Source organism: Pedobacter sp. AC402 (assembly GCF_979252805.1).
The window spans coordinates 302441-314759 of record NZ_CEEDAI010000007.1 but is presented as its reverse complement, the minus strand read 5'-3'; the positions used below and the strand labels follow the sequence as shown (position 1 = coordinate 314759).

14 protein-coding genes are annotated in these 12319 nt (G+C 37.1%); 9 read left to right on the top strand and 5 right to left on the bottom strand.

Annotation, left to right across the window (positions count from 1 at the left end; all coding sequences use genetic code 11):
• Positions 1-13: 13 nt before the first annotated feature.
• Both AC0IWE_RS08045 and rpoN read right to left on the bottom strand, forming a co-directional pair.
• Positions 14-244: a hypothetical protein gene (locus AC0IWE_RS08045; RefSeq protein WP_471792644.1), complete on the bottom strand. Its 231-nt coding sequence runs from the start codon at positions 242-244 to the stop codon at positions 14-16.
• A 740-nt stretch (positions 245-984) separates the two neighbouring features.
• A complete protein-coding gene (gene rpoN / locus AC0IWE_RS08040; protein ID WP_055905386.1) occupies positions 985-2457 on the bottom strand; it encodes an RNA polymerase factor sigma-54 in 1473 nt (490 codons plus the stop codon).
• A gap of 167 nt (positions 2458-2624) precedes the next feature.
• Here rpoN and mscL point away from each other — a divergent pair, with 167 nt between their 5' ends.
• The gene (gene mscL / locus AC0IWE_RS08035; RefSeq protein WP_055905382.1) at positions 2625-3074 is read left to right on the top strand and encodes a large conductance mechanosensitive channel protein MscL; all 450 of its coding nucleotides are present in this window, start codon (positions 2625-2627) and stop codon (positions 3072-3074) included.
• A 43-nt stretch (positions 3075-3117) separates the two neighbouring features.
• On the opposite strand, the gene AC0IWE_RS08030 is transcribed toward mscL, so the two are convergent.
• The gene (locus tag AC0IWE_RS08030; RefSeq protein WP_471792643.1) at positions 3118-3990 is read right to left on the bottom strand and encodes a ChaN family lipoprotein; all 873 of its coding nucleotides are present in this window, start codon (positions 3988-3990) and stop codon (positions 3118-3120) included.
• A 131-nt stretch (positions 3991-4121) separates the two neighbouring features.
• Here AC0IWE_RS08030 and AC0IWE_RS08025 point away from each other — a divergent pair, with 131 nt between their 5' ends.
• The 8 genes from AC0IWE_RS08025 to tsaB all read left to right on the top strand — a co-directional run bounded on the left by AC0IWE_RS08025 (position 4122) and on the right by tsaB (position 9296).
• A complete protein-coding gene (locus AC0IWE_RS08025; protein WP_471792642.1) occupies positions 4122-4886 on the top strand; it encodes a LiaF transmembrane domain-containing protein in 765 nt (254 codons plus the stop codon).
• Between the two features lie 21 nt (positions 4887-4907).
• Positions 4908-5255 (top strand): DUF4288 domain-containing protein, encoded by a 348-nt coding sequence (locus tag AC0IWE_RS08020; RefSeq protein WP_471792641.1) that lies wholly within the window; start codon positions 4908-4910, stop codon positions 5253-5255.
• The gene (locus AC0IWE_RS08015) at positions 5245-6306 is read left to right on the top strand and encodes a sensor histidine kinase (protein WP_235526012.1); all 1062 of its coding nucleotides are present in this window, start codon (positions 5245-5247) and stop codon (positions 6304-6306) included. The genes AC0IWE_RS08020 and AC0IWE_RS08015 overlap by 11 nt, the downstream gene beginning before the upstream one ends.
• Positions 6284-7018, top strand: a complete 735-nt coding sequence (locus AC0IWE_RS08010; protein ID WP_463495467.1) for a LytR/AlgR family response regulator transcription factor — start codon at positions 6284-6286, stop codon at positions 7016-7018. The genes AC0IWE_RS08015 and AC0IWE_RS08010 overlap by 23 nt, the downstream gene beginning before the upstream one ends.
• 385 nt (positions 7019-7403) lie before the next feature.
• On the top strand, positions 7404-7562 hold the full coding sequence (rpmH, locus tag AC0IWE_RS08005; protein WP_010601723.1) for a 50S ribosomal protein L34: 159 nt from the start codon (positions 7404-7406) through the stop codon (positions 7560-7562).
• A 67-nt stretch (positions 7563-7629) separates the two neighbouring features.
• The gene (locus AC0IWE_RS08000) at positions 7630-8028 is read left to right on the top strand and encodes a ribonuclease P protein component (RefSeq protein ID WP_055905365.1); all 399 of its coding nucleotides are present in this window, start codon (positions 7630-7632) and stop codon (positions 8026-8028) included.
• On the top strand, positions 8012-8242 hold the full coding sequence (gene yidD, locus AC0IWE_RS07995) for a membrane protein insertion efficiency factor YidD (protein WP_055905362.1): 231 nt from the start codon (positions 8012-8014) through the stop codon (positions 8240-8242). Before AC0IWE_RS08000 ends, yidD begins: the two co-directional genes overlap by 17 nt.
• A gap of 358 nt (positions 8243-8600) precedes the next feature.
• Positions 8601-9296: a tRNA (adenosine(37)-N6)-threonylcarbamoyltransferase complex dimerization subunit type 1 TsaB gene (gene tsaB / locus AC0IWE_RS07990; protein WP_471792640.1), complete on the top strand. Its 696-nt coding sequence runs from the start codon at positions 8601-8603 to the stop codon at positions 9294-9296.
• A gap of 6 nt (positions 9297-9302) precedes the next feature.
• Here tsaB and AC0IWE_RS07985 read toward each other — a convergent pair whose 3' ends face one another.
• Both AC0IWE_RS07985 and AC0IWE_RS07980 read right to left on the bottom strand, forming a co-directional pair.
• Positions 9303-10709 carry a DUF5723 family protein gene (locus AC0IWE_RS07985; RefSeq protein WP_471792639.1) on the bottom strand — a complete coding sequence of 469 codons (1407 nt, stop codon included), beginning with the start codon at positions 10707-10709 and terminating at the stop codon, positions 9303-9305.
• 28 nt (positions 10710-10737) lie between these two features.
• Positions 10738-12306 carry a hypothetical protein gene (locus tag AC0IWE_RS07980; RefSeq protein WP_471792638.1) on the bottom strand — a complete coding sequence of 523 codons (1569 nt, stop codon included), beginning with the start codon at positions 12304-12306 and terminating at the stop codon, positions 10738-10740.
• Between the last annotated feature and the right edge of the window lie 13 nt (positions 12307-12319).

The window sequence follows — 12319 nt, the reverse complement described above, 5'->3', positions numbered from 1 at the left end:
GCTCTTACCTTTTTCATGATAAAAAAGTAACAAACCTGAGCGCAGCGAAAGCATGACTACCTATAAAAACAACAAACACCCAGGCATAACTGAAAGGCTTGGAACTGATGTCGGATAAATTCGTTAAAGCTTTTTGGTCGTCAGCACAAGTTCCGCCGAAGGGGGCGGAAAGTGTGTGCTGCCTCAATGCAACGATGGAAGGAAAAGGTAACGATAAAGCTTTAACGTTTTCTCCTTCCATCATTTCCTATGCTGGCGCAAGATATCACTGTAGTTAAAGCACCATAGCCAACAATAGCAGATAAGTTGCTTTTAGGTAGCGAGTCGGAGCTTTTAGGTAGCGGGTCGGAGCTTTTAGGTAACGGGTCGGAGCTTTTAGGTAGTGAGTCGGAGCTTTTAAGTAGTGAGTCGGAGCTTTTAGGTCAAACGATTAGGGTCAGAGGTCAAACGATTGAGGTCAAAGGGCAAACGATTGAGGTCAAAGGGCAAACGATTGGGGTCAGAGGTCAAACGATTGAGGTCAAAGGTCAAACGATTATGGTCAGAGGTCAAACGATTGGGGTCATAGGTCAAACGATTGGGGTCAGAGGTCAAACGATTGGGGTCAGAGGGCAAACGATTGGGGTCAGAGGTCAAACGATTAGGGTCAGAGGGCAAACGATTGGGGTCAGAGGTCAAACGATTAGGGTCAGAGGGCAAACGATTGGGGTCAAAGGGCAAACGATTGGGGTCAGAGGTCAAACGATTGGGGTCAGAGGGCAAACGATTGGGGTCAGAGGGCAAACGATTGGGGTCAGAGGTCAAACGATTAGGGTCAGAGGGCAAACGATTGGGGTCAGAGGGCAAACGATTGGGGTCAGAGGTCAAACGATTAGGGTCAGAGGGCAAACGATTGGGATCGGAGGTCAATTATAAAGTTCGCCATTTAAGTTTTAGAAAATTTGTAGTAAACTAAAAACCGAAAATCAAAAACTACAAACTGACCTATAGTTCTTTTCTTAACCTTGCAACTGGAATATTCATCTGCTCACGGTATTTAGCAACCGTTCTCCGCGCAATATTGTAACCTCTTTCTTTTAAAATTTCGGTTAGCTTTTCATCTGCCAAAGGTTTACGTTTGTCTTCGTTACCGATACAATCTTCCAATATTTTTTTAACTTCTTTATTCGAAACTTCTTCGCCATTTTCGGTTTGAATGGCTTCTGAGAAAAATGATTTTAACAAAAACGTACCGAATTCTGTTTGTACATATTTAGAGTTGGCCACCCTTGATACGGTTGAGATATCCATATCAATCTTATCAGCAATATCTTTTAAAATCATCGGGCGCATTTTACGCTCATCAGCTGTTAAAAAGTATTCATATTGATAATGCATAATGGCATTCATCGTTTTTAACAAAGTTTGTTGTCTTTGTTTAATGGCATCTATAAACCACCTGGCCGAGTCTAATTTCTGTTTAACAAACTGAACGGCTTCTTTTAGTTTTTTATCTTTTGATGAAGCTTTATCGTAATGCTCAAACATTTCTTGGTACGAACGGCTTACTTTTAATTCAGGAGCATTTTTTGAGTTTAAAGTAAGAATTAATACACCGTCATTATTGCTGATGTGAAAATCAGGAATAATCTGCATTTGTTTGGTGGTTACCTGGTTGGCATCACCCGGTTTAGGGTTTAAACGCAAAATTTCGTTTACAACCTCTTTTAGTTCTTCGCTATCTAAACCTAAACTTTTTTCTAGTTTATCGTAATGCTTACGCGTAAATTCATCAAGGTAGTTTTCTACCACATTCATTGCTTTGATAATGATGGGGTTGCCCGGATCTTTTCTCTTTAACTGAATCAATAAACACTCTTTCAGATCTCTCGCACCAATACCCGGAGGATCAAAACTTTGAATCAGTTTTAACATTTCCAGTACGTCTTCTTCCTCAACCATCACATTTTGCGAAAAAGCAAGGTCATCAATCATCGAACCTAGCGGGCGGCGTAAATAACCATCATCATCTAAACTTCCTATTATTTGCTTTCCAATGATAAAATCCTGATCGGAAAGGGGAATAAGGTCGAGCTGCTCTTGTAAACTTTCAAAAAAAGTACTTTCAATAGCGATTGGCGTTTCTTTTTTCTCCTCGTCGTCGTCACCATTGTTATAATTGGTGCTATAATCGTTTGCCGAATCATCCTGTAAATAATCATCTACATTAAATTCGTCCATGCTGGTATCTTCTGATGACTGTTCGTAATCTTCCGGACCGTCGTTTAAGTCGTCGTATTCGCTTTTTGGCTCATCCTGGGTCATTAAACTCGGATCTTCAAGTGCCGGATTTTCTTCCAGTTCTTCTTTTACGCGGGTATCTAAAGCAACGGTTGGCACCTGTAACAGCTTGATAAACTGTATTTGTTGAGGTGATAACTTTTGTAATAATTTTTGTTGTAAGTGTTGCTTTAGCATATTAATTATAAAAGAATGGGCCAAAAATAAACAATAGATTTCAGATATTATGCTGATTTGCCTTAAATGCTATCGATATGTTTGGTTTTAAAATTATTTCCTAAACGTTTGTATTGAATTTAATGTTTGCTACTTTAGTAAATATTTAAACTAATACTAAACAAAATATGGGGTTTGTAAAAGAATTTAAAGAGTTTGCCGTAAAAGGTAATGCCTTCGATTTAGCTGTCGGCGTAATTATTGGCGGTGCCTTTGGTAAAATCGTTACCAGTATAATTGAAGATTTGATTATGCCGGTTGTTGCCGCCATGGTTGGTAAGCCAGATTTTAGCAGCATTTATTTTGCTATGGGAAAAGGTGCAGAACTTATCCCGGCAGGAGCCTCACTAGCTGATGCGAAAAAAGCTGCCCCCGATGCTGCAATTTTTGCCTATGGCAATTTTATTACGGTTGCCATCAATTTTCTGCTGCTGGCACTTATTGTTTTTATTATGGTTAAAGCCATAAACAGAATGAAGAAGAAAGAAGAAGCGGTGGCTGTTACTGCACCTGTTGTACCAACAAAAGAAGAAGTGCTTTTAGCAGAAATAAGAGATTTGCTAAAAGCTAAAGCATAATACATAAAAGCCGTTTCGTTAATACATCGAGACGGCTTTTTTGTTATTGATAACTTCTTTTTACGGCTGGATTGGTTATAATAATGTAATCGCCAAGATTTGTAAATTTTCCCCAATCAGGATTGGAAAAGCTTTCATCAGAAAAAGATGAAATGTTCAGGATTTTTAATTTAGGGTTGGCTTTTGCCAGTTTTGCTAAGGTGCCCAATTTTTCATCACTATGAAAACGCCCGTTAAGCTGTAATACTTTTGTTCCTTTATTGGCTTTAATAAATTTGTTGATAGCCCACGCCATTGTAGCATCCCATAAATTTTGAGTCTGATAAATTTTCATCGTCCCCATGTTATGGCCGCCCAGGGTTTCGTTAAACTTTTCATAATATCTGCCATGTGCGGTATCGATAGGCAATGATGGCAAAAAATTAAATGATGTTTTAGGAAATTTTTCCAACGCTTTCAATCCACCCATGGTAACTGCGTTGCTATAGCGCGTGGCTGCATTTGCCGCAATTACCCGGAGTTGGTGCTGTTTGGCATAATCTACCATAGGTTTATAGTCGCTATAGTTTCCCCATGCCCTGGCTTCTTTTATAAAATTCTTTTCAGAAATTACGCCTGCCAAAAATTCATCCATTTCCGGCTGTACATCTGTAGCGAACATTTCTAACGATAATGCTGTTTTTGGGTATTTGGTGTTAAGTTTTTTAAAGAGTTCTGCTTCCAGGTAATGTCCTATAGAATCGTTATGGTCTTCGCCATAAAATAAAACATCAGTTGTGTTCATATCATTAACAATTTCATCTATCGAAATTGTTTTCTGCTTTTTTACATCGTAAATCTTATACTGCTTATTAATTTCCTGCGCACATAAGCCGGTAGAAATTGTAAACATCATTATAAACAGGGAAATTTTCATATCTCAAAATAACAAAAATATTTTCACCGATAAAATAAGGTTACTTACCGCCATTTATGCGCTTGTTGCATGGATCATCTATTTGGTTCGGGTGCTTATCAATACTTTTGGATTATTAAATATGAACACACATGGAAAATATTAATCATAACGATAACAACCAGCTTAAAAATTCGGGAAGGGTTTGGAGGGGTTTCCTCATCGTAATTATAGGGTTTGCATTTTTATTAAACAATATGGGGCTAAATATTCCGAGATGGATTTTTAGTTGGTCTAATTTTTTAATCGTTTTAGGTGTATTTATCGGTGTTCGTCGTAACTTTAAAGGAATAGGCTGGCTGGTTTTAATTTTGGTTGGTGCTTATAATACTTTAACCAATATACCGGGATTAAATTTTGATCTTTCTAAATATGCCTTGGGAATGGGTTTGGTAATAGTAGGCGGTTTCTTAATCTTCAGGCCAAAGGATAATGCTTTTTTTAAGAAAAAACGTAAAGACAAGAATAGACCTGAATTTGATTTTGGCACTGCCACCGATGACAAAAACGCAAATAATAACGATGTTATTGATGTAATGGCGGTATTTGGAGGCAGTAATCAAACGGTTTATTCTAAAAACTTTCAGGGGGGTGATATTACGGCTGTATTTGGAGGGGCGGATATTGTAATGACGCAGGCTGATTTCCCCGAAACGGTATCGCTTGATGTTACTGCTGTTTTTGGAGGCGTAAAACTAATTGTGCCGCAAAATTGGGCCATAAAATCGAACGTTACTGCATTGTTCGGTAGCGTGGAAGATAAAAGATCGCATTTGATGCCAGTAGCTGAAATGACAAAAACATTAATTTTAGATGGGACAGCACTGTTTGGGGGGATTGAGATAAAAAGTTTCTAAACATTTAATAAAACATCGCCTATGAAATGGTTTGCAGTAAATTGTATCTATCAGGTAATTTGTGGTGAGGGGAAACATAGTCCCCAGTTTAATGAGCAAACGCGTTTAATCCTAGCAGAAAGTATAACGCAGGCCTTAGATAAAGCCAAATTAAATGCCGTTCATTTTAATCCCTCTTTTAACAATTGCCAGGGAGAAAAAGTAGTATGGAAGTTTATCGGTGTAGGTGGAATATCGGAAGTGGCAGAACTTACCGATGGTGTGGAAATCAGTTCGAAAATTGTTGAGCCGAAATCAGTAGACCATTATCTGGAAAAGCTGAAACACCACAATAAATCATTAACTAATCAAAACCATTTTGACAACTAGACCTTTATCCGTTCCGCAAATACAGAAAACATCCCTTTCCATTGCAATAGTATGGACTGTACTGTGTGGTGTTGGATTGCATTATGTAGTAAATTTTTCGTGGTGGATTTCGGTAACGGATAGCCTGATCAATAATTTTTTACTGGCCCTGGCCTGTATTGGTATCAGCAATATGCTGGGTTACTATCAACCTAAAAATGAACGGATATTGTATGTGCTCATTATTACGCTTGCACTTACCTTTGTAATTATTTTTGCTGCTAAATATGCAGTGCTCTATATTTTTGCCGATTATAAAGAGTATAAAGATTTCTACAATTTTTCTTTTGCTTTTAGGGGATTGATTTCATTTATGTGTTTGGCCTGGTGTGCTTTGGCCAATATTCTATGGTATAGGTTAGAAGAACAATCAGAAACGCACGAAAGGCTTTCTGCGGTCAAAAGTTTGGCTAAAGAGGCCGAACTGAATAAATTAAGGCACCAATTACAACCACACTTCCTTTTTAACAGCTTAAACTCGGTATTTGCCTTAACCATGGTAAACCCGAAAGAGGCAGGGGTAATGATTACCAAACTGGCTTCTTTTCTTCGTGGAACTTTAAAACGTGATGATGAATTGTGGGTTTCGGTAGAAGAAGAAATGGAGTATATTCAGTTGTACCTGGATATTGAGAAGGTAAGGTTTAGCCATAGGTTAAATATCGAAGTAAATGTTGCCGAAGATACCTTAAACCTTTGTTTGCCCGGTACATTGTTGCAGCCTATTGTAGAAAATGCCATAAAATTCGGCCTTTACAATACTTCTGCCGGCATTACTATTAAAGTAGATGTTACGGTTGAACACAACATTCTGCAGTTGCGTGTACAAAATCCTTTCGATCCGGAAATGAAAGCAGCGGGAGGGACAGGATTTGGTTTAACTGCCATAAAACGAAGGTTATATCTGTTATTTGCGAATACTCATCTGTTGCAAACCGATATTGAGGCAAATAATTTATATATTACAACCCTAAAAATTCCACAAAAAAATGATCAGAACAATACTAATTGACGATGAGCCTTTAGCAAGAGATATTGTAAAATATTACCTTTCAGATCATGCAGAAATAGAAATTGTAGCCGAATGTGGTGATGGGTTTGAAGGCTTAAAAGCGATTACCTTGCATAAGCCTGATTTAATTTTTCTGGATATCCAGATGCCCAAAATCAGTGGTTTCGAAATGCTCGAACTGGTTGAAGATAAACCTGCGGTAATTTTTACCACTGCTTTCGATGAGTTTGCGATTAAAGCTTTTGAAGTTAATGCAGTAGATTATCTGCTGAAACCTATTGATAAATCGCGTTTTGATGCCGCGATTAAAAAAATACCCAACAAATTAAACCAAACCGCAAATACCGAGGCTGTTTTGGATGCTGCAGCTTTAAGTCCGGCGCAAAACAATAGGGTAGTGGTTAAAAAAGATGGCGTAATAAAGATTATTCCTGTCGCTGATATCAACTACCTCGAAGCGGATGATGATTATGTGAAATTGAGTACGGTAGATGGTGCTTTTTACAAAAATAAAACAATGGCTTATTTCGAACAAACACTCGATGTGAGCCAGTTTATCCGCATACATCGGTCATACATCATTAATCTCGCACAGGTAACCAAAATAGAGCTCAAAGAGAAAGATAGTTACGTAGTGTTGTTAAAATCAGATATCTGGTTACCGGTGAGTAAAACTGGTTACGTAAAGCTAAAGGCAGCGCTGGGTTTGTAATTAACCCTTCAATTCCATCAATCGGTTGGTGTTTTACCGGATTAATATTTTTTGGAAGGCAATTGAGTGCTAAAGTTATTATTAGTTCTGCTTTTCATTACATTTAATTACGGTTTCTTATGAGTAAACGCTTCAAAGTAGCTTAAAAGATGCTGAAATAAATCCGATAGCTATCGGATCAGCATGACGATTGCCCTAAGGAATGTTTAATGAAGAGCAACAAATAATGCAAACAATCAATTATAAACAGACCATTAGTCGCGTTTTTCGAAAGATTTTATAAATTTGCATCAAATAGAAAAAATAATAATTAATCACTCTTGCATTTGTAGAGAAATCGCTTTATATTTGCACCTCTTAATTTTACAATAGATAATATACAGTCATGAAAAGAACATACCAACCTTCGCAAAGAAAGAGAAGAAACAAACACGGCTTCCGCGAAAGAATGGCAACAGCTAACGGCAGACGAGTATTAGCATCACGTCGTGCTAAAGGAAGAAAAAGATTAACAGTTTCTGACGAACGCAAGCATAAAGCATAATTTTTGATTGCTTTTCCGTTAATTCGGAATTGGCAGATCAAAATCTGCAATTATCAATCAAAAATATATGTACACATTCAGAAAAGAAGAACGGTTATGCAGCAGGAAACATTTAGACCTGTTGTTTAAAAACGGTTCTTCTTTTTTATTATACCCATTTCGGGTTTCCTATCTTTTTATAGATCATCCGGCTGATGTACAGGCGCAGGTGGTGATCAATGTTCCTAAAAAAAGATATAAACGGGCAGTAGATCGTAATCTGCTTAAACGCCGTATCCGCGAAGCTTATCGCTTAAACAAACAAGATAAATTGTATCTGCCATTGCCTACAGATAAGGGCTTGCTTTTATTTTCTATTCAGTTTGTGGGAAAAGATAAATATGAATTTGCTTTTATCGAGAAAAAATTGATTGCAACCTTTAAACGCTTTCAAAATTTAATCCAACCCAATGAAATTCATCAATAAAATTTTCGGTTGGTTTTTTTTAGGACTGATTAAAGTGTATCAATACGCTATTTCGCCAATGTTAGGGGCAAACTGCCGGTTTACACCTACCTGCTCGCAATATGGAATTGAAGCCATTAAAAAGCACGGACCATTTAAAGGTGGCTGGCTTGCCTTGAAACGTATTGGCCGCTGTCATCCCTGGGGTGCACACGGCCACGATCCTGTTCCTTAGTAGGTTTATTCATTCCGTTATTCATTAGTCATTAGTTTTATCTTTCGACCACGCTACTATTGACAGGCTTCAGTAGAGCGGTCGACATTGCTGGTACGAAGCAAATGCTAAAGCCCACGCTAGTAGCGATTGTTATAAGAGTGCTTTGTCGGCTGAAAAAGCTTTCTCAGCAATGACGCCCCTCAGCGTAAATTTATTTACCTGAAATTCTTCTGTCACTTATATTAGTTAAATAAATCACCCCTCAGGATGATATGCCAAGAGGGATAGTTTTTCAAACGAGGTCTTAAATAGTTTATCTACTCCAAACGACTAACTCCAAACTTATCTTTGTTTCATTTTTACTTATCTTTGGGCAATGGCTAATATACTTCAAATAGAAACGGCTACTGCTATCTGTTCTGTGGCGTTATCTGTAAACGGCGAAACAATTTCATTAAAAGAAGAGCAGGGGCAAAACCTGCATGCGGCTAACCTTACTTTATTTATAGATGAAGTAATTAAAGCTGCTGGATTGAACTATCAGGAATTAGATGCCATTGCAGTAAGTAAGGGGCCAGGATCGTATACCGGTCTTCGCATTGGGGTTTCTACGGCTAAAGGACTTTGTTATGCTTTGGATAAGCCTTTAATTGCAATTGAAACTCTGGCCATGATGGCCGCAGGCTTTCTTGCTAAAAATCCTCATTATACCGGTTTAATCTGTCCGATGATTGATGCCCGCAGAATGGAAGTTTATACCTCTATTTTTGATCTTTCTTTAAGTGTAATTACGCCAACTGAAGCTAAAATTATTGATGAAACAAGTTTTGGCGATTTTCTTCTACAACAACCTGTAACCTTTTTAGGCGATGGTGCTGCAAAATGTGCAGCAGTATTAACGCATGTACATGCAGCGTTTGATGCAGCAAATTACAATTCGGCAACTTATATGTCGCGTTTGGCAACCGAAGCTTTTAATAAAGGCAATTTTGAAGATGTAGCTTATTTTGAGCCTTTTTATTTAAAAGATTTTGTGGTTACGCAATCTAAAAAGCAGCAGGCGCAAAGTTAGTTTGAGTTATTTCCGCTTAAAAACAGAAAATAGATTTTTAAAGAAACTTCCCTCTTCTTTATCATTAATGCCTGGTATTACATCTGCAAACTGTGGATGGTTAACCACATTGCCGAATTTTATGCCAACACCCATGTAAAAAGAAGCCCCGTTTGGACCACTGCCTATAGTTGCATCTTTTTTAATGAGGCCATAAGTTTGAAAACTGGTTGCAACTAAATTATCGGTACCCATAAAGATTTCGAAATTAGGAGTTTGGTATTTCCCTTGCAGTCCGACCATAAAAACGTCGTTAAAATTATATAAAGGAGTAATACTTCCCGAAAAGTTATTGGCAATAAAAGTATTTACAAGGGCTATATCTCCACCTTTGTAAAACAAACTTTTAGAAACCGCTAAACCAGGTTTATAAAAACCATAGCGTTTAGATAGATAGATATCTAATTTTGCATTAGTTGGTGTTAAAAATTTTTTGCTTTGTTCTGAAAGGAGAAAAATATCTTTTATTTCCTGGTTGGTATTGTTTCGATCTTCTAAATCCTCAATTATTTTAGATTGGTTAACCGTAGTTCTTTGGGTATTGCTTCTCCACCAGATAAAGCCTAAATCTTTAATATTAGCCATTAAAAACAGCCCTTTTTTTGTGGTGTAATTTGTTCCAAAGCTTAGTGATAAACCTGGGTTTTTAAAATTTGGAAAGAAATTTTTCTTATCTACTTCATTAAAATCGGAGAAATTACTCGAATATGTGCCATTTAATCCAATCAATAATGCCGATGCGGTAGGATCTATATATAAGTATGAATTGGAAATATCAAGTTTGTTGTAAAGTATTCCGCTTAACACACTGGCCTTAAGCCCAAAAGCCAGTCTTTTGTTCCAGTTTTCACGGTAAGTAAAGCTAAATTGATGGTAACTTTGTTCGTATCCTTTGGTATCGAGTAGGCCATAGTATTGCTGGCCTTTATTAAACCGTTCAAAGGAATCGAAAATTGCCAGGGTTTCATTCGTATAATCAATATTTGCATCAGACCTGATCTGCCAGGAAAATCCCATTTCTTTTTGGTACTTATAGGATTTAAACAGGCGGAAGGTAGCCAGATAAATGTTACTGTTTTGGAAGAAATGATTAATCTCTCCTGTTCCTATCGGTATCCCTGTGGTATTATATTCGCCTTCCTGCGTCAGTCTGCGGATAAAAAATTTAGAACCTCCCTTGTTAATCGCATTTACGCCAAAATAGGGCAGCAGAAAATTTGAAGAAAATTTTCGGGATGAATCAAGGGTGAATGATTTTTGGGAAGGGTTCTCGAAAGCATCAAACATTGTTTTCGTTCCGAAAAGTGCATACTGTTGAGCATTTGCAACCCCGAAGCTGGCCAAAGCCAGTAACGCAAGTAAAAGTTTCTTCATGTAAAATGGTTTTCTGGCTTGTTTCTAATTAACGGTTACTTAACGAATCTGGTATTTCCGGTTTTAAATATTTGTTTAAAAGCAAGTTAGTAATAAACTTGTTCTTGTCTGCACTCATCTGATAATAAAAAGTGTCGAAACTTTTTAAACCACTATCTGCCCTTAAATGTTTGTAAAATGGAAGTTGAATATTGTTCCTGAAAATTTCTGCCGAGTTTTTAGTGTTAATGTAGTAGCTAACATTAGAGGTTGTCGAAATTTGGTTTACCGCATTCAGGTATTGTGGCGTTTGGATTAAAAGCCTGTTGTTTTTATAATCATTTAAAAATGACTGCACTGTACTTGCGTTGTTGGCCACCACCAAATTGTTATCAACAATGGCATAGTAAGGCCTTCCGAATTTTTTAAAAGGCTCGCCAAAATAGCTGTATAAAATGTCTGATGATTTAAACAACTTAATGTCTTCATTGTAATCGGCACTAACATCCAATAGCAGCTGTTTTGCTTTTTCTCCGTTTGATAATGCCACAGCGCCCAGTTTTTCGGTAGTACTGAGCTGAAACAGGATAAACTGGTTTTTAGTGTAGGTAGAAAATATGGCGTTTAAATCTATCCTGTAATTATTCTTAACGTTTTCAATAACGCCATTAACTTTGTTTGTTACTTTGGTTTGCTCTTGCCAGGCTTTAAGCTTTTTGAGCCATTTATTATAATCATCGTAAGCATAAAGGGCATAATTTGCTGTATTATCAGGTAAAATATTTTGTATGGATGTGTTTTGGGCAGCGGTATTTTCGAAAAGTTTAAGGTAGTTAAGCTGGTCTTTCAATTCTGTATTTCCACTGAAAAGTACTTTTTCTTTACTAAAATTATAATTGAGTACGGCAAAACTGTTCTGCTGATTAAAAATCGATATTTCGCCGTTCAGGTTACCTGCTATAATACTTTTCAGCAATAATGGAGCTTGATTGAAGTTGATATACACGTGGGCCAATACATTTTTAATCTGCCTGTTGTTCTCTTTAATGTAATCAGTAAATGGATTTTCAGTTAAACGCACATTGGCATCATTAATCAGTTTTAAAGAGGTAGAAGCAGTGAGTACCTGGTTGTTGATACCCAAATAAATAGATAAACTATCATTCACTTTAACGGTATAGCGGTTTTTCGACTGTTCGGAAATTGCTTTTTTAAGTTTCAATTGCTCGTACAATTTTTTTAAGTCCTTTTCTTCCTGGAGCTGTAGCGTAATCAGAAAATTTAATGTTTTGTTCGAATCCGGAAGTACACTGATGTAAATCTGTTGATCTTTAAGGTATCGGTTAAGCTGATTATCGTTAATGATAGCTGTTTTAAGTTGTTTTAAGAGGTTTGTTTTGTCTTTACCTAAAACCTGCTGGATCAGCTGTTGGCCTTCCATAATGTCGTAAAAACCCTTGTCGTTCTGGAAAGAAAATACCAGTGCCGCATTGTTTGTGGCAGATTGCAAGGCAAGATCTTTTGCATCATTATCCGTTCCCAATTTAGAAAAATAGATGTAGGCCATAAAGGCTACACCCAAAAATAATGCACTTGTTAGAATTACGATTTTTTTCATCTGCTATGCAACA